10 protein-coding genes are annotated in these 18,851 nt (G+C 59.4%); 3 read left to right on the top strand and 7 right to left on the bottom strand.

Annotated elements, in window-relative coordinates; all coding sequences use genetic code 11:
- Positions 1 to 92 precede the first annotated feature (92 nt).
- Positions 93 to 2,837, bottom strand: a complete 2,745-nt coding sequence (acnA, locus tag T9A_RS12655) for an aconitate hydratase AcnA (protein ID WP_035248998.1) — start codon at positions 2,835 to 2,837, stop codon at positions 93 to 95.
- A gap of 314 nt (positions 2,838 to 3,151) precedes the next feature.
- Positions 3,152 to 3,649: a M48 family metallopeptidase gene (locus T9A_RS12650; RefSeq protein WP_035248996.1), complete on the bottom strand. Its 498-nt coding sequence runs from the start codon at positions 3,647 to 3,649 to the stop codon at positions 3,152 to 3,154.
- Between the two features lie 99 nt (positions 3,650 to 3,748).
- Here T9A_RS12650 and T9A_RS12645 point away from each other — a divergent pair, with 99 nt between their 5' ends.
- Complete coding sequence (locus tag T9A_RS12645) at positions 3,749 to 4,363, top strand: lysophospholipid acyltransferase family protein (RefSeq protein WP_035248994.1); 615 nt, start codon at positions 3,749 to 3,751, stop codon at positions 4,361 to 4,363.
- Between the two features lie 76 nt (positions 4,364 to 4,439).
- Here T9A_RS12645 and T9A_RS12640 read toward each other — a convergent pair whose 3' ends face one another.
- The 4 genes from T9A_RS12640 to T9A_RS12625 all read right to left on the bottom strand — a co-directional run bounded on the left by T9A_RS12640 (position 4,440) and on the right by T9A_RS12625 (position 14,626).
- Positions 4,440 to 6,836 (bottom strand): TIM-barrel domain-containing protein, encoded by a 2,397-nt coding sequence (locus T9A_RS12640; protein ID WP_084573496.1) that lies wholly within the window; start codon positions 6,834 to 6,836, stop codon positions 4,440 to 4,442.
- A gap of 152 nt (positions 6,837 to 6,988) precedes the next feature.
- Positions 6,989 to 10,003 (bottom strand): parallel beta-helix domain-containing protein, encoded by a 3,015-nt coding sequence (locus T9A_RS12635; protein WP_035248989.1) that lies wholly within the window; start codon positions 10,001 to 10,003, stop codon positions 6,989 to 6,991.
- Positions 10,004 to 10,195: 192 nt separating this feature from the next.
- The gene (locus tag T9A_RS12630; protein WP_035248987.1) at positions 10,196 to 12,688 is read right to left on the bottom strand and encodes an amidohydrolase family protein; all 2,493 of its coding nucleotides are present in this window, start codon (positions 12,686 to 12,688) and stop codon (positions 10,196 to 10,198) included.
- Between the two features lie 345 nt (positions 12,689 to 13,033).
- Positions 13,034 to 14,626 (bottom strand): ABC1 kinase family protein, encoded by a 1,593-nt coding sequence (locus T9A_RS12625; protein WP_035248985.1) that lies wholly within the window; start codon positions 14,624 to 14,626, stop codon positions 13,034 to 13,036.
- A gap of 359 nt (positions 14,627 to 14,985) precedes the next feature.
- Here T9A_RS12625 and T9A_RS12620 point away from each other — a divergent pair, with 359 nt between their 5' ends.
- The gene (locus T9A_RS12620; protein ID WP_035248982.1) at positions 14,986 to 16,245 is read left to right on the top strand and encodes a TonB-dependent receptor; all 1,260 of its coding nucleotides are present in this window, start codon (positions 14,986 to 14,988) and stop codon (positions 16,243 to 16,245) included.
- Positions 16,246 to 16,257: 12 nt separating this feature from the next.
- The gene (locus T9A_RS12615) at positions 16,258 to 16,674 is read left to right on the top strand and encodes a hypothetical protein (protein ID WP_035248979.1); all 417 of its coding nucleotides are present in this window, start codon (positions 16,258 to 16,260) and stop codon (positions 16,672 to 16,674) included.
- A 185-nt stretch (positions 16,675 to 16,859) separates the two neighbouring features.
- On the opposite strand, the gene T9A_RS12610 is transcribed toward T9A_RS12615, so the two are convergent.
- Complete coding sequence (locus T9A_RS12610; protein ID WP_035248976.1) at positions 16,860 to 18,812, bottom strand: monovalent cation:proton antiporter family protein; 1,953 nt, start codon at positions 18,810 to 18,812, stop codon at positions 16,860 to 16,862.
- Positions 18,813 to 18,851 lie beyond the last annotated feature (39 nt).

The raw sequence follows: 18,851 nt of genomic DNA, 5'->3' as shown, positions 1-18,851 counted from the left end.
CGATGTTCGGGCGCGGCCTCCTGGATCAGAGCAAGCAACACGGCTTCCCGCGTTACTGCCCGTAGCTAGCAGCTCGAAGCTGGTAGCTTCTCCTACATCATCTGCCGCAGCACATAGTGCAGGATGCCGCCGTTTTTGTAGTACTCCACTTCGGCAGCGGTATCTAGCCGTGACAGGGCCTCGACTTTCTGTTCCTTGCCGTCCTTGCGGAATACCACGGTGACGGTGTCACTGGGCTTCAGGCCATTGGTCAGGTCCGGAATATCCACTTCCTCGCTGCCGTCCAGGTTCAACGTCTTGCGGTCGGTGCCTTCCGGGAACTGCAGTGGCAGTACGCCCATGCCGATCAGGTTGGAGCGGTGAATGCGCTCGTAGCTTTCGGCGATTACCGCTTTCACACCCAGCAGGTTGGTGCCCTTGGCGGCCCAGTCGCGGCTGGAGCCGGTGCCGTATTCCTTGCCGGCCACGACTACCGTGGGTACGCCATCCTTCTGGTAGCGCATGGCGGCGCCGTAGATGGAAATCTCTTCGCCACCGGGCAGGTGCCGGGTAAAGCCACCCTCGATATCCGGGGTCATCTCGTTGCGGATGCGGATATTGGCGAAGGTGCCGCGCATCATCACTTCGTGGTTACCCCGGCGTGAGCCGTAGGAGTTGAAGTCGAGGGGCTCCACGTCATGCCCTTGCAGATAATGACCGGCGGGGGAGTCAGCCTTGATGGCCCCGGCTGGGGAGATGTGGTCGGTGGTGATGGAGTCGCCAAGCAGCGCCAGGATGCGGGCATCCTTCACCGGCTGCACATCGTCCACTTCCTTGGTCAGCCCGTCGAAGAAGGGCGGGTTCTGGATGTAGGTGGAGCTGCTGTCCCAGTCGTAGGTTTCGGAGTCCGGGATTGGCAGGCTCTGCCAGACCTCGTCGCCTTCAAAGACACTGGCGTACTGGGTGCGGAACATGCTGTTGTTGATCTTCACCAGCTCATTCTGGATTTCCTCGGAGCTGGGCCAGAGATCTTTCAGGTAGACCGGCTTGCCGTCCTTGTCCTTGCCGAGGGGATCCTTGTCCAGATCGATCTTCACCGTGCCGGCCAGGGCATAGGCCACTACCAGTGGCGGAGAGGCCAGCCAGTTGGTGCGCACGCTCTGATGTACCCGGCCTTCGAAGTTACGGTTACCGGAGAGCACCGAGGCCACCACCAGATCGCCTTCGGCAATCGCCTTGTCGATTTCCTCGGGCAGCGGGCCGGAGTTGCCGATACAGGTGGTGCAGCCATAGCCCACCAGATCGAAACCGATATCGTTGAGCGGTTTCTGCAGGCCGGTCACGTCCAGGTAATCGGTAACCACCTTGGAGCCCGGCGCCAGGGATGTCTTCACCCAGGGCTTGCGGTTCATGCCTTTCTCGGCAGCCTTTTTCGCCACCAGGCCGGCGGCCAGCATCACGCTGGGGTTGGAGGTGTTGGTACAGGAGGTGATGGCAGCGATCACCACGTCACCGTGGCTCATGAAGTGTTTCTGGCCGTCGATCACCACCGGTACCTGGCCGCCACTGGGCTCGTGATTGCCCACAGCGGTCTGGCCGCCTTCGCCTTCCAGCTTGCTGATTTCGTCGTCGTTGAGCTTGAGGGTCTCGGTGACCACATCAATGAAGGTGCGTTTCACCGCGGTGAGTGGCACCCGGTCCTGGGGCCGTTTGGGGCCGGCCAGGCTGGGCACCACATCGCCCAGATCCAGTTCCAGCACGTCGGTGAATTCCGGGTCCGGATCCGCACTGGAGCGCCACAGGCCCTGGGCCTTGCAGTAGGCCTCGACCAGGGCAATGGTGTCCGCGTCGCGACCGGACAGCTCCATATACTCGGTGGTGCGCTCATCGATGGGGAAGAAGCCACAGGTGGCGCCGTATTCCGGCGCCATGTTGGCGATGGTGGCCCGGTCGGCCAGGGTCAGGTCGGCCAGACCGTCGCCGAAGAATTCCACAAACTTGCCCACCACGCCACGGCGACGCAGCATCTCGGTGACGGTGAGTACCAGGTCGGTGGCGGTGATGCCCTCGCGCAGCTTGCCGCTGATCTTGAAGCCGATCACCTCGGGAATCAGCATGGCAATGGGCTGGCCGAGCATGGCGGCCTCGGCCTCGATACCGCCCACACCCCAGCCGAGTACGCCCAGGCCGTTGATCATGGTGGTGTGGGAGTCGGTGCCTACCAGTGTATCCGGGTAGGCGTAGGTGTTGCCGTCGTCACTCTCGGAGGACCACACACCCTTGGCCAGATATTCCAGATTCACCTGGTGGCAGATGCCGGTACCCGGTGGGACTACCCGGAAGTTGTTGAACGCTTTCTGGCCCCAGCGAAGGAACTGGTAACGCTCCCGGTTGCGCTGGTATTCGATGTCCACGTTCTCGGAGAACGCCTGGGGATTACCAAACTTGTCCACCATTACCGAGTGGTCGATCACCAGATCCACCGGCGTTAGCGGGTTAATGCGGGAGGGATCGCCACCGGCCTTCTTGATGGCATCGCGCATGGCGGCCAGGTCGACCACGCCGGGGACACCGGTGAAATCCTGCATCAGTACCCGGGCCGGGCGATAGTTGATCTCTTTGTCAGAGCGCTTGTTTTCCAGCCAGCGCACCACGGCTTCCACGTCAGCGCCGGTGACGCTGTCGCCGTCTTCAAAACGGAGCAGGTTTTCGAGAAGGACTTTCAGGGAGAAAGGGAGCTTGCTGAGATCACCCCAGCCCTTGTCGGCGACCGTATTGATATCGAAGTAATGATAGGTCTTGCCGTTGGCTTCCAGCGTTTTCTTGCTGTTCAGGGTGTCCTGGCCAATCCGTGTCACTACACACCTCCTGGGCTCTGATTGGAGTCCCGCGCAGGCGGATAGAGCGGCCGCCAGCGGGAACACTGGCGCAGGATCAGTACAGCATTGCCACAAACCGAGGCACTGATGACCCTGCGTTATGACGTTAAGTCATTTCATACTACGCCCTTATGGCGGAGACATGAAACTGGCTGGAATGCTCTCTGGCAATATGAGTGGCCGGAAATGTAAGTGATTGTTGAATAGAGAGGTTTTGATGTTATGTGGCTGTTGGGCGGGCCCGGATAAGGGAGGGTAAAGGGAACCTGCAGGTGCTGATAAGAGCAGGGTTGTCAGCCGCTTGTGGTGTCCTGCCAGAGTAGCCAGAGCCGGGTATCCAGCTCCAGCTGGTGGTAGTCCGGCGCCATATGCGAGCAGAGCTGATAAAACGCCTTGTTGTGGTCGGTTTCTTTGAAGTGGGCCAGTTCGTGGACCACGATCATACGCAGAAAGGCCTCTGGCGCCGCCTTGAACTGGCTGGCGATGCGCAGGCTGTTATGGCTGCGCAGTTTGCTGCCGTGAATACGGGTTTGCCGGGTGTGCATGCCCAGCGCCTGACTCAGCGTTTTCAGCTTGGCGTCGTAATGGGCCTTGCCCAGCGGCGGCGCCTTGCGCAGGTATTGCTGTTTCAGGCTGTTGGCGTACTGGAACAGGGCCTTGTCGCCCTGAATATCATGCTTGTCGGGGTAGCGCTGTTGCAGATAATCACCCAGCTGCCCCCGGTCCACCAGGGTTTGGGCCTGCTGCTGGATCTGGGTGGGGTAGCCGGTCAGGTAATGCAGGGGATTCATGGGCCGGTTATCGTTTCCTGGCTTCGTTGGGCGTTAGTGCCAATGTGATCATTGGGCCGCGTGGGTATGATCGCCGCTCTCTTTGCAATGGACAATCCCATGTCGTCACCCCAGGACTCTGATTATCCCCGTCGCGGCAATGCCTTTTCCCGGTGGCTGGCCAGTGGTTTTTTGCGCCTGGCAGGCTGGCGGGTGACCAATCCCATGCCGGCAGTGCCCAAGGCAGTCATCATCGGCGGGCCGCATACGTCCAACTGGGATGGTATCTATACCCTGGCGGCGATGATGCAGCTGGGGCTGGATGCTCACGTGATGATCAAGGATAGCGCCTTCAAGGGGCCGTTTGGGGCAATGCTGCGCTGGATGGGAGCGTTGCCCATTGCCCGCCACAAGGCGGGTGGGGTCGTCGAGCAGACCGTGGCGCAGTTCAACAGCCGCGACAAGCTGGTCATGGTGGTGGCGCCGGAAGGCACCCGGGGTGGGGCCACACAATGGAAAACCGGCTTTTACCGTATCGCCGAGCAGGCCGGTGTGCCCATTGTGTTGGCCACAGCGGACTACCGGAAAAAAGAAATTACCTTTGCCCGGGTGATTGAACCCTGTGGCGATATGGAAAAGGATCTGGCTGAAATTTTTGAATGCTATGCGTCCATTCACCCGCGTCATCCGGATAAATTGTCGGCACCATTGAAAGCCCTCCGCGAGCGTCGTTAATAGCTGTCAGAGCATGAGGGGCAGATCTGCCCCCATTGTTTGGTTCTGCCCCTCATCGCCCTTATGCAATTTCAGTCTAGAAACCGCCTTCCGGTACCGGAAAGGGTTGGGCTCCGCAGCTGAAGAAGTAAGGCAGCTCATCGACCGCGGCCTGGATGAATTGTGTCTGTGGCCCAAGAATGGTCTCTTTCGTTTCCGGGTGCTGCCAGCAGCCCCGTGGGAAATAGACGTCGCGTCCGTCACTGTTTGGGGATACCACCGGTGCCACCAGCACATTCGGCCCCAACATGAACTGCTGGTCCTGGCGGCCGGCCTCCGGGTCGTTCGGGTATTCAAGCCAAAGTGGCCGGGTTATCGGAATGCCGGTGGCCAGGGCTTCCTGCCAGAGACGATAAATGAGCGGTTGCGCAGCGATGTGCCTGTTCATCGCTGCGCGGTAGTGCTCGACAACCTCGGGATCGTCGAATCGCCAGGGCATGGGAGTGCCATTGACAGGGCCTCCATGTTGGCGGAATACGGGCATCAGGGACGCATGGTTGGCCCAGCGAATCAATAATTCCGAATCGATGGAACCGAAGATATCAATGTAGCCGCCAATCTCGGTGACAAAGCCATAGGCTCCGCCAACACTGCGATTCAGCATGTCAGGAATGACCGAGCCAAGGCCCGAGGCACGGCTCCAGTCGGCGGTGTTGTCGCCAGGCCAGCTCGCGGATTCGTAGTGTGCTGAGCCTCTACGGCCGGAGTTGCCAAAACGCACGAAGAACCACGGTTCCCTGTCCGGGTTGTCGGCAACAAATTCATCAAAGGCCTGACGGGTTGCCTGATGGAACAGCGCCGCATTGCGGTTGTGCATGGCGATACCCGAGCTGCCATCATGAAAAACCATATCAACCTGAACCTGCTCGCCGAAGTCTTGCATAAAGCCTTCGCTGCCTTCTTCGAGGCCTTTCTTGATCCGCTCTTTCCACCACTCGACGGCTTGCGGATTTGTGAAATCAATCAGAGCGGCGATGCCCCCCATCAGTGGAGAGCCAAAAATGTAAGGCACTCCTGATGCCCGCTTTGTGACATACCCACGGGATAGTGCCTCTTGATATACCTCCGGTTCTTCAAGCTCGTCCTCTGTCTGCCCCACAAAGCCCCGATAATAGGTCACAGGCTTGATGTTTTGTGCGCGCAGCCGCTGGATAATCTCATCGAAGGCGCCTGTTTTTTTGGTGCCGACCCACCCTTCAAAAGCAAACGCGGTGACAGGGAGTTCCAGTGCTTCGATTTGATCCAATGACTCCTTCACTTTTTCGGTGTAATTCTCTGGAGAATCGGTGAACTCCTGAATGGTTTCAGACAGCATTGGGCCCAGTGACCAGCGTGGTGGCACCCGATGCCGACCGTTTATGCCGGAGAGACGGCTCACGACTTGCTTTTGATTGCCGGGGACGACAAGGAAATCCAGTTCGCCGCCTGCTACTTCGACACGCCAGGCATCGTTACGGTCTGATGCCATTCGCCAATGAGAAAGCTCATCGCGATCCAGCATAAAACCGTAACCTTGATCTGAAATAAACAGTGACTGGATGTAATAAGCCCCTTGGGGGCCGGTGGGGAACTGGTACTGTTCGCCGAACGTATCGCCAATCAGAGGCTCAAGTTGCTCAGGGGTTTGTGAAAACTCTTCCGCCCAATTCAAGAACGCTTCATGGCGTTGATCGATTTTGTTGCGTCTGCCGCCAAACCCCCTGAACGCCTCACTGGACGTTGAATCGAAACTGGCTGAGATAAGCGGGACTTCCCGGAGGAGTTGATTCACCTTGACGGAGACATGGAAGCTGCTGTTTTCATCGGCCTTGACGGTGACCCGTGCCTCCCGCCCGCTGGGGTCGGAGGTGTCTACCCGCAATAACAGCTGATTGCCGTCAACAGAAACGTCTTTCACATTGGTCAGACGAAACTCGATACCGGTGGATGCCGAGGCCAGCATATTTCCAACCCAGAAGGTTGCCGGGAATTGAAAGTTTATCTGGTCGCCAACAACAAATGAGAAGGGCGCATACAGGGCGGGTGCTTCCGGCATGATCTCGGTCCAGCCACCCAAAAGCCGGCTTGGTAACGGTGTTCTTAACAGCAGCGGGACCGGCGGTTGCTGCCTGTCGCTGCTCAATACCTTGTTGCCATTCTCGTCGTAAAAGCTCATGGATAATGGCGCGCGTTTTATTTCCACGTGCCCATAGTCTGTTCTCAATGTAATGAGCTCAGGACCATCTTCTATCTGGATATTGTCAGGTGGCGTTGTGGCGGGTGTTTCATTTTTTGCTTGCGGGGGTGCGCCTGGTTCAGAGGCCGTGATGTCGGGAGACAGGGTAGAGGGTGACGGTGGGGGTGACATTGACGTTGAAGAAGACGAGTCGTCTCCACTGCCGCATCCCCACAATAGACCAGAGAGAAGAAGGATGAATTGGATATTTTTAGTCATGTTAAGGGCTCCATTCAAGAAACATAGCCCTGCCCTGGTGCTCTGAGAGCTGCTGTTCGGATAGTTAGAAAATAAAAACCCTCCCCTTGCGGGGAGGGGCCAAACGCTCCTCCCGGAGACAGGTGGGAGGAGGGAGGGGGAACAGTGCAGCGCTAGTTGCAGGCGCTGCCGTTGGTGTAGCTGCTATCCACCACCTGATTGATCCACTGATCCAGCAGGGTGGTGGCTTCATCGTGGGCCACGCTGCGGGCGATGGGGGGCATCATCCGTTGCGGGTCGTTTTCCGCGGCCAGGCGGCAGGAGACGATGGAGTTGTTAGCGCTTCCCGGGACTACCACATGCTGGCGACCGCAGGAGCCGCCGCCGGTGGCGGTGGGTTTCTTGCAGATGCCGTAGCTGGCGTCCACTTCACGGAAATGATCCAGGTAGTAACCCGTGTTGGAGGCGGCGCCCTTGTCGTTGTGACAGTGCTGGCAGTTCACTTCCAGGTAGGCCTTTACCCGACTTTCAATATCCGCATCGGAGTTGGCAGTGTTGCCGCTGTCACCGGGCACGTTCCAGTGCGGCAGGCGCTCGATGTTGCTGGCAACGCCGTTGCTGATCTGCAGCTCCGGGGTGCCGCTGAGGATGCCTACGTCAGTCCAGTACTGCAGCTGGTTGAGGCGTGGGAAGCCCGCCTGGCCGGTGTTGCCCATAAAGGCAGATTCCGGTTTGTAGGCACGGTTCAGGTTGCGTGGCTTGGGACCGATAGGGGCGCTGCCGCCGGCCTGGTCGTCGTTGCCATGACAGGTGATGCACTGGTTGGCGTTGGGCACCGAGTAGCTGTCGGTGCTGCCGGTGAGCAGTGCACCTGAGTCGCTGTCGCGGTAATGCCAGCTGGCGGGTGTGCTGCCGCCGCCCATGCTCAGACGGGCCACCGGTTTGCCATCCTGTTCGCCCCAGATATAGGGCAGGCCTTCCCAGAAAGGTTTGCCGCTACTGCTGGTGCGTTTGATCAGCAGGCGCGTCTCCACCAGCGTTTCATTGCTGTTGGCTTCATCGGTGAAGGCAAAGGTCTTGGCCAGTACGGTACCGGTGGGGAAGTGAATCCCTCCATTGGGGTTGCTGCCGTCCTGTCCGTCCCGGTATACCGCCTTGGTGCCGGGAGGAACGAAGGCTACCCGGTATTTAGTGGCGTAGTCGGAGAACAGTTTGGTGTTCAGCACATAGGGCACGCCGCCTTCGTTGGGCAAGCTGCGTGGGTCGCTGGCATCGGCAAACAGGTTGTACTGTTCCAGGCGTGGGCAGTTTACTGCCAGCGCGTCGCGATTGATTTCACCGCTGGCCACTTCGGTGTTGCAGAGTGCTTCTACCACTTCCGGTGACGGCGCAGGATCGAAATCACCGCTGGGTTCGAAGGGAGGAATTTCTACTCTTGGCAGCGAGGGCAGCAGTTTGCCGAAACGGGCCTGACAGTCGTGGTCGGACAGGTTGGTATCCGAAGGCATGTTGAGCAGGCCTTCCAGTGCATCAAGCAGACCACCGGGCGAGAGGATTGAGAAATCCTGTTCTGCCAGAGCCAGCACCAACTCAAGCCCATCGGTACCGTGGAAGTTCAGGTAGGGTTCGCTGTCCTCGGAAAAGTCGTTGTCGTGGAAACAGGAGCCCCAGGTGGGCTGGATACGTTCGTTGTTTTCATCGAACTTGTAGGCGTTGTAGTGACAGGCCGGGTTGGGGTGCTCATTGGTGTGTAGCGGCTTGCCGTTGCTGTCCATGGGCACCGGCTCGCCATTGCTATCCACCGGGTAGGGGCACTCCGCATCCAGGTCATCACGGAGGCCGTCCCAGACAATGTGGGCGCCTTTACCCAGGTTGAGGATGTTGTCCAGGCTGCCCAGTAGTTGGGTGGGATCATTGATGATGGGCAGGTTCTTCAGGCCGATCAGGGTGGGCAGCACGCTTTCCACTTCACCGTTGGCCAGTTTTTCCAGGTCGGGTGGTGGCAGGTCGTAACCGGAGTTTTTCATCACGTTGTTGTGGATGTGCAGCCCTTCGGTATAGGGGTCCAGTTTCTTGTCGGCGGTCTTGTCTTTGCCATCAATCAGTTCATAGCTGGTATAGATGACGGCGGCGGTGCTGTGGTCTTCAAAGGTGTTGTTGAAGACCTCGATGTTGTCGTAGCCCAGGGTGATAAAACCGGTGCCGCGCGGCACCGCAGAGACCAGCCCGCTCTGGGCGAAGTTGTAGGTGTTGTTGTTGCGGGCCAGGTTGTTGAGCATCACCGAGGTATCGCCGTACTGGGTGATATTTTCCAGATCGTAGATCAGGAAGCCGCCGGTATTACACTCGGCCACGTTGTTGTCGTATTCGCCGCCTTGCACATTTTCGATTTCGAAACCCATGACGTTATAGATGGCACGGCTGTCACGAATAATGGCGGTGTTGGTCTGGCCCACGTAGATGCCGGCATCGGAGGCGCCCACGGATTCACTGCCTTCCACCAGGATGTTTTCCGATTCCACCGGGTAGATGCCGTAGCGGCCGCTGGTGGCACTGGGTACGTAATCGGGGGTAGGGTCACCTTCGTTGAAGGGCGGCTTGGTACAGGCCACATGCAGCCGGTCGCCGTAGTTGTCGGCGGTGATCGGCTCACCGCCACCAGACCACATGGCGCGCACATTGCGCAGGGTGCCCCATTTGACGCCCTTGAGTTTGAAGGCGTCGCCGGGGGAATCCAGGATGGTCAGGTCTTCCACGGTAATGCCGCGAATGTTGAGCGCTTCCAGGCCGGTGACGTTGGCGCTGTCTTTGAACGACAACACCGTTTCGTCCTTGCCGCAGCCTTTGATCAGCACGTCCTCGGTGGCCTGGATCAGCAGCCCTTGATCCAGATCGAAGTAGCCACAGTCAAATTGCAGCGTGTCGCCAGGGCGCAGCTGAATCATGGCGTTGACCATGTCTTCGGTGGCGTTGTCGCCGGGGGAAATCATAAAGGTGCGGCCTTCCCCGGTGGGCGGGGTAACCGGATCGTCACCGTCACCACCGCCATCACTACTCCCTCCGCCATCATCGCCGCTATTGGCGGTGGGGGTGTTGGCCGGGTCGCTGCTACCCCCGCCACCACAGCCGGTGACGATGAAGGCGGTGAGTAACAGCAGAAACAGAGAACGGGCTGTTAGTGTTTTCATGGTATTCCCCAAAGGTTTCTAGTTTTTGGCTCTCTTCTCTCTTGGTGAGAGAAGAGTTGGAGGAAGCTGGGGTATTACGCCAGATCATCAAGCAAGTCTTGGCGCCTCTCACCCTCTCCCTGTCCCTCTCCCCTCAAGGGAGAGGGGACCTTTCTGGAAATGCTCTGGAATAGGTGCTTCCTTGATAGTTAATCATTGCGCCGCCTGTTCAAGCCGTTCCCACATGCGCAGGTAGGCTTCCGCCGAGGTGAATAACTGGTTGATGGCATCGTCAATTTGTTCCGGCGGGCGATCGCTATGGGCAATCATGTCGGCGATCTGGTCCGGGTAGAGGCCGTAGTGGGCTACACCCCGACCTTCGTACAGGCTGAAGGCGTGGTCACCGGTGACCTGCTTGTCGAACACCACGCGACCATCCACGGAAGTAAACGGATAGAGGCTGTCTTCCTGATCCGGCGTCCCCGGGTTGCCGGCCAGGGCGGCGATACCATTCACATCGGAGGCAAAGGGAGCACCGCCGAAGGGGCCTACCTTGTAGCTGTCGGGGCGCGGGCGGTTGCCATCGCGGGTGAGCTGGTCGACCCAGTCGTCACGGACACTACCGAAGGAGGCGCTAATGCCGCCCTGAGCAGCGACACGGTCACGCAGGGTCTCGGTGCCGCCCCAGTTGCCGTGGCTGTTGATGATCGGGTAGCCACGCGGGGCGGTCAGATCGAGAATCTGGTCGGCGGCCTTGCGGCTGATGTGGTCGGTTTCAATCATCATGCCGCGTTTGGCCAGTTCTTCGATCAGGAAGAAGCCAAGGTCGGTGAGACCGCGGGTGTTGCAAAGGTGGTCGGTGCCCCGGCGCGGGTCGAGTTCGGCCAGCTCTTCCGGGCTGGCTGGGAAGCGCTCGCCCACGTAATCCAGCTGGAACAGCAACTGCTCGAAGATGCCATAGGGTTGCAGTGGGTCGGCCAGTGGGCTGTCATTCACCGCGTGGTCGTGATCCGGGCACTCTTCAAATTCCACGGTGTGACCGGTTTCCAGCAGGTTGCCGCCATACAGCACGGCACCAATGCCGATACCGTCGGATAGATCCGGCAGGTGGCCACCAAAGGCGTTATCGAATTTGTGCACCGGGAACAGGCTGCGCACATCCATGGCGTAAAGACGGTCGAGCCGTTCGACGATTTCTTCCCGACTGCATTCGGCTACGCCCAGAAATTCCCCACAGTTGAGGGCCTTGGAGGCCTCCACGCCGAGGATGACAGCCATCTTGCCTTCACCGATCACCTGGCGGGCCTGACTGGGACTGGTGACGATACGGAACCAGCCTTCGCCGGGGCCACCGTTCTGTGCATCCACGTAATCCTCCATGCGGTGCATCAGTTCTGCCTGCTGTTCGATGGCGGCCACGGTGTCGCAGTCGTTCTGCTTCTGTGGATTGATCTGGCAGAGGATTTCGTTATGCACCAGGTGGTTGACCAGAATCTTCAGGCCGGACAGGTGGGCCCGTTCGATCCATTTGTAATAGCTCTGGTGGTGTTGCAGTGAATCGTTACGCGGCCAGAAGGGAAAGTCAGGCCAGCCGCGGGTCTCGTGGGGTCCCGGGTTGCTGGTGACTTGTTCCACCAGGCCAGTCAGGCCCTGGGGACCATGGTTTTCCGCGCAATCGTGGAGAGCGTGGTCGACGCCGAATTTGTGAAAGGGATCGCCATAATTGACCCGGCCGCCGATGAATTCGTAGGCAGAGATATGACTGTGGGCATCCACGTAGCCGAACACATCGTCGTTATCGATGCCGGGGGTGCCACGGAAGCGATCGACCTCTTGCAGGTAAATGGCCGGGCCGCTGTCGACCACGGTGGCGTTCAGCTCGGCTTCAGGGTAACCGTTGCAGCCTTCAGCATCGGTGAGGACAAAACGGGTGTCGGCATTCTCCAGGCTGGGCGAGGTCAGAGTCAGCCCGTCATCGCCGGCGGTGAGTAGCAGGCCGGTGACCTGGGAGGCCAGGGTGAAGCTGTCGCCCTCGCTGGGGTTGAGATTCCATACCGCCAGATCATTGGCATCGGCGACCATGGCCAGAGACGGGCGCAGGGTGGTGTCGCCCAGGTTGTTACCGATGCCTTCCAGATTTTCTCCCAGCTCCCGCAGCAGGCCGCCCAGGGGGGCCACCGGATCCAGTACCAGGTTGAGGGTGTCGCCCAGGCCTGCCACCAGATAACTGAGTTCCCCGACGAAATTACCGCCCTGATCCAGCAGCTCCCCGGCAGGGTCGCTGATGCCCAACAGTTGTTTCTGACCGATGCTGCCGGTGGTGCGCTGGTAATCAGACACCAGCAGATAGCGGCCCAGATCGGTGGGTTTCAGGGTAAAGGTGGTGGCCTGGGAGGCGTCCGCGGTCAGGCCATAGGCGCTGCTGGCGGTGTTCGCCTGCAGGAAGCGTCCGTCGCTATTCAGGGTGTAGCAGCCATTGGCGAACTGGAAGCGATTGAGCGGTTGTGGCTCTGGCGCCGGTTCCGGGCCGGGTTCCGGCGTCGGGGCCGGGTTCTCGGTATCGGGCTGGCGCGGCTGCTCGCCGGCAGGGCTGGCGGAGGAGCCGCCACTACCACCGCCACAGCCGGCCAGAAGGCTGACGGCCAGTAGCAGCGAGCAGGGCAATACAGAAGTGTTCAGGGCCGGAGCCCGGGTCAGTTGTAGCATGGCTAACCCCTTAAGGGAGTCCTCGCGATGCGGGGCGCCCGTTGTTGTTATGGGTACGTACGTTCTTATTGGTACGTTTGTACAACTAAAGGACTGGGAGAGGCTGTAGCGTTATTGTCAAAAAGGGGGAGGGGTTTGTTACTGGAGGGGCTCGGGGGGAGATCTAGCGATAACTGTGTAGGGTGCACTGAGCCTAGGGCGAACTGCACCGATCAGACGCCGGGATGGTGCAGTTCGCCCTAGGCTGAGTGCACCCTACGGAGAGTGGGAGAGTGGGTTGGGAGAGCGGTCGCCCCCACAGGGTGTGAGAGGCGACCGCTTCCACAAAAAACGAAAAAAGGGAGCTTATGCCGCCTGCTGGTTATCCAGCGGGCGGGTCAGGTAGCCCAGTACCAGGGCGGCGATATTCACCTTGGGCTGGTAGTGCAGGAAAAAGCCGCCCAGGGTGCCGAACACCCGCGCCAGCATGATGAAGTCGCCGGGCATTTTTTCCACCGGATCATGTTCCAGGCGATCGAGAAGATGGCTGACCTGTTGCATCATTTCCTCGGCGCTGGGCCAGCCCTTGTCCGGGTCCGGGTAGATGATGGCGTTGCGCACCTGATCGAGAATGGCGGCGACGAACGCCAGCAGGGTATCCGGGTTGCCGCTCCGGGTGGTGAAACCCATGGCGGTAAGGGTGTCGGCAATCACTTTCTGATCATCCACCACGCAGGCCTGCAAGACCCGGAAGTAGCCGTGCCGGGCTGCATCGCTGAGGCTCTGGGCACAGCCGAAATCCAGCAGCACCAGGGTATCGTCGGCGGTGATCATGATGTTGCCCGGGTGCGGGTCGGCATGGAAGACGCCGCCATGCAGCACCTGGGAGAACCAGGCATCCAGCAGCCGATGCAGCACTATACCCAGGCGCTCCGGGTCGGTGTGGTGCAGTTCATCCAGCACGGTGGTGAGCTTGCGCCCGTGTACGAATTCAGTGGTCAGCACATGGCGGCTGCTGTGTTCTGCCACCAGGGCTGGTGTGGTGATGCCGGTGACGCTGGCCAATTGTGCGCCGATTTTTGTCATCACCCGGGCTTCGCGTTCATAGTCCAGCTCTTCACGCACGGTGCGCTGGATTTCACTGACGATGGTATCCATGTCCATGGGGGGGAGGGCAGATTTCACTGCGTCCATAAAGACCTTGAGCAGGGCCATGTCCAGCTCCACCACCTCGTCCAGGCCCGGGCGCTGTACCTTTACCGCCACCTCGCGGCCATCATGCAGCCGCGCCCGATGTACCTGGCCGATGCTGGCGGCGGCCAGTGGTTCCGGGTCGAAATGGGCAAACAGCTGGTCCAGCGGCTGGCCGAATTCCTGCTCCAGTACCAGGGCGATCTCGTCGAAGGGCACCGGGTTGGCTTGATCCTGCAAGATCGTCAGTTCATCCACCCAGGCCTGGGGGAGCAGGTCCGGGCGGCTGGACAGCAGCTGACCGATCTTCAGGAAGGCGCCGCCCTGTTCCAGGGAGGTATCGCGGAAGCGGCGGGCATTGCGCTGGTGCAGGCTCTCCAGGGCGGCCTCGCGCATGCTGGTTGGCAAAAAGGCAGAGCGGGTGCCCCACAGGCGGTAGCTGGCCACCACCTTGGTGAGCATCCAGCCGGTTTTGCTCAGGCGCTTGAGGCGGGTCGGCCAGCGGCGCGCCTCGTCAGCCAGGATCTGCATTTCCTCGTTCACGGCGTTGGCGCCACGGCCCACCGCCTTGCAGGCCTTGAGCGCCTGGTCGGCGATGTCGCGACCCTGCCAGGCGGTTTTCTCGATGGCCCGGATACAGCCCTCCACCACGGACAGCCAGGCCTTCAGGCCACTGTCTTTCTGCTTGCGCTCGGCAAAGTCGTTGAGCGGCTGCCAGTTGGGCTCTGCCGGGGTGGTCGGGGTTTGTTGCAATGACGTGTTTTTCATAAGGCACGCCTCCGCTTTGTGAATAGGTGTTCACAAAATAGGGATGAAGGGCTCGATTGGCAAGCAAAAATGTTTACGACCGTTCACTTTGTAGGGCAATTCAGGTCGGGGCGTTGATGCAATGCGGCTCCAGTGCGTCAGGGAATGATGGCTTGGTGCTACCACGGGTAACCTTTCTTTGGTTCTTTCGTACTAAATTCAAAGGGTTACGTGTTCCGGTGTGATGGGCGGTAGTGCCGTGTGGATAACCGGCACTGCAGGCAACGTCTCCCTCACCCACAGTGGACAGACTCCGATACCGTTTGGGAACGGCGGGTCGGTGCCCTTAACGATAATAACAACGTAATCAGAGGAACCTGATGACAACCACTACCAGGATGTTGGTACCAGCCGTGTTGTTGCTGGCGCCGGTGGTCCAGGCGCAATCTCCTGCGTCGCTGGAAGACATGGAGCGGCGTCTTGAGCAACTGGAAATGCAGCAGTACGAAAAGCAGAACAACTGGAGCGATCGCCTCTCCCTTAACGGCTTCATGACCTATGGCGTTACCCGTCACGATGTTCATGTTCGCGCCAATAATGGTGAGCCGATCGATTACATCGATCGTACTACCGACGAGATTTCCCACCGGGAGCTGTCACGGGCGGGGATCCAGTTCAATGCAACCATCAGCGATGAGACCAGTGCTACGGTACAGGTGCTGGCCCGGGGGCGGGATGATTACGATGCACAAGTGCAGTGGGCTTACCTGAGCCATGATCTGTCGCCGTCGGTGACGGTTCGGGCCGGCCGTATGGTGTTGCCGTTTTTCATGCACACCCAGTACAACAATGTGGGTTACACCTACCACTGGGCGACCTTGCCCGGTGAAGCCTACGACGTGGTGCCGTTTGACACCATGGAAGGGGTGGACCTGAGCTGGAATCTGAACACCGGTCCGGTCTCCCATCGTCTCAATGTATATGGCGGTGCCACCGATGTGCCCAGTTTTTCGCTGCCCGCACCGGTGGTGTATGAAGTCAGCGAGTTGACCGGCATCAATCTCACCAGCCAATGGCGGGACTGGACCAGCTGGCTCAGTTACAGCCATGCGGAAGTGACCCTGGATCTGACCGACCTTGCCGGCCCTACCGGTCTGCCGGTGGCGGCACTGGAAGCGCCCGTCAGCCTGGACGAGGCCCAGACCTATATCAGCAGTGTGGGCCTGCAGTATGACAACGGCGCCATGGTGCTGATGGCAGAGCGTACCCAGCTGGGTATCGAAGGCTGGTTCCCCACCAAGTGGGGTGGTTATGTCAGCGCAGGGTATCGTTTCGGGCCATGGATGCCGCATGTGACTTGGGGTGCTGCCAATGCCCACGGCGTCAGTGAAGCACAGAGCGAAGGACCGGTCGCCGCCAACTTCTCTGCAGCCAATCAGGTGCGCAGTAAAAGCTGGACGCTGGGTTTGCGTTACGAGCTGGAAGTGGGCGTTGCCGTGAAACTGGAAGCACAGCGCTTTTATGACATGAGCAACGACAAGATCATGACCAACGGTCTGTTCACTCCCCAGGGGTCGGCACCTTCCATCGAAGAGGAAGAACCGACGGTATTCCGGCTCACCGTAGATGCGGCCTTTTAAGGGAGAATGATCATGTTGAAGAAAGTGTGTGCTGTCTTCCTTGTCCTGTGCTGCCCCGCGTTATCATCCGCCGGCATGCTGGTGATAGTGGCGGAGTCTTCGCCATTGGCGCAGATGGATCGTCATGAAGTCCGTCAGCTTTACATGGATAATGCGTCCCGCTTTGGCGGTTATACCGTGACGGTGTTGGATATGCCGGAGGGCAGCCAGCAGCGCGAACGCTTCTATGAGGGCGCCACGGGCAAGTCCGCGTCTCAATTGAAAAGCTACTGGGCCAGGATGATTTTCACCGGCCAGGGTATGCCGCCACGCCAGGTGAAAAATGCCCGGGACATGGTTCAGCAGGTAAAACAGAACCCGGATGCCGTGGGTTATGTGCAGGAATCGGATCTGCAGGAGGGATTACGGGTATTGTTGCGTTTGCCATGACGTTCAGTGGCAAGTTGCAAGTGGCAGCGCGTGTGATGACAAGCCAATCGATAACCACGACCGCCGCGTTCCAGCGGCGGTTTTTTAATGATGTGATAACTCGCGCTGAAGCGCGGTCACTGTCGGTGCTGCATCGACTATAGCTATCGCGCGTTGCAACTTTCTACTTGTAACTTGCTACTGCCTTACCCTCCCAGCAAGCGGTTTTCCGCAGCTTCCACTGCTTCCAGCGGACCGTAAAGAATCACCGTATCTCCCGGCTCGAGAACCAGCTCTGGGTCAGGGCTTTCCAGTGTCTGGTCATCCCGTTTTACCGCCCGGATTTCCACATCCCGTAATGCACAGCGTGCAATGCTCCGGCCGATGCCCCGGGCCTTGTCGGATAATGTCACCGCATGCAACAGGCGGTACGGGTTGCCGGCACTGTCGGTAGTGGGCAGGGTGTCGCCGTGATAATAGCCCTGCAACATGCGGTAGCGTTCCCGGCGGGTCTTGCGCAGCGTGGCCATGACCCGGTCGAAGGGCACATCCAGCATCATCAGGGCATGGGCAACCAGCATCAGCGAAGCTTCCAGTACTTCGGGGACCACTTCTTCCGCACCGGCATCGATCAGCGCATCAAGGTAAGTGTCGTCCCGGGTACGTACCAGGATGCGGATATTGGGATTGAGCTCCCGAGCGGTATGCAGGATGCGCTCTGCCAGACGTGGGTCGTCAAAGGTCACCACCAGCAGGCGAGCGTGCTGAATACCGGCATTGACCAGGATTTCCTTGCGGCTGGAATCACCAAACAGGATGTGTTCACCGGCGGCGCTGGCTTCCTGTAGTCGTACCAGATCCCGGTCCACCGCCACGGCTTTCATGTGGAAGCTGTTCAGGTAGCGCATCAGGTTCTGACCCACCCGGCCATAGCCGCAGAGGATCACGTGGTTGCGGGTTTCATCGGAGATTGGGGTGTCTTCAGGAATTCTTTGCCAGCGTTGTAGCAGCCGGCGGGTAAGACGACCGCTGTTATCCAGCAATGCGGGCGTGAACACCATGGTCAGCACCACGATGGAGACCAGCAAGCCAGCCTTGTCCGGCGTAATCAGCTGATGAGAGACCCCCAGTGCAACCAGGACAAAACCGAACTCCCCCGCCTGGGAGAGAATCAGTCCGCTTCGCATTGCGGTATCGCTGCGCTCTTTCAACAAGCGCAGCAGCGTAAATATCAGCAGCCCCTTGAACAGCATCAATGCCGCAGCGGCGAGTATGATCCAGTGCCACTGATCGGCGAACAGGTTCGGATCCACCAGCATGCCGACACTGATAAAGAAAAGCCCCAGTAGCAGATCCCGGAAGGGGCGCAGGTCGGCTTCGATCTGATGGCGGAAGTGGCTCTCGCCCAGCATCATGCCGGCCAGAAAAGCACCCAGGGCCATGGACAGGCCCAGCCAGTGAGTTACCCAGGCCGCCAGCAATGCCAGCAGCAGGGCGGTCATGACAAAGACCTCATCGGAACGGGCGCGGCCGGTTTCTTCCAGCATGCGTGGCAGCACCCAACGGCCGATCACATAGATACCGGCAAACAACAGCAGGGATTTGCCCAGCGTCAGTGACGCCACGGACCACATGGGGCCGCTGTTTTCCTGAGTGAGGATCGGCAACATCACCAGCATGATCACGGCGGCCAGATCCTGGAACAGCAGTATGCCAGTGGAGGTTCTGCCGTAGCCGGTATTGACCGATCCCCGGGATATCAGATCGCGGATCACAATGGCGGTTGAGGAGAGGGAGAGAGCACAGGCGGTAATCAGAGAGGGTGTGTAGTCAAACCCGAGCAACCGCATGATAGCGAACACTGCCAGGCCGGTGAGGGCGACTTGCAGCGGGCCGGCGCCGAAGACGATACGGCGCAGGGTCATCAACCGTGGGATGGAAAATTCCAGGCCCAGCGTAAACAACAGAAAAACGATGCCAAACTCGGCCAGGTGTTGAATGCCGTCGGTATTGCTGACCCAGCCAAAGCCGAAGGGTCCGGCAGCAAGGCCGCAGAGCAGGTAGGCCAGAATGGGTGGCATACCAAGCCGCCGAAACAGCACCACGGCAGCCACGGCGGTGCCGAGCAGAACAACAATGAGTGTGAGGGCATCATGCATAGAAAAACCGGGTTCCTGAAGAGCCAGGTTCCCAGTGTA

The organism is Alcanivorax jadensis T9, from assembly GCF_000756655.1.
Classification (GTDB): domain Bacteria; phylum Pseudomonadota; class Gammaproteobacteria; order Pseudomonadales; family Alcanivoracaceae; genus Alcanivorax; species Alcanivorax jadensis.
This window is presented reverse-complemented; position numbering and strand designations above follow the sequence as displayed.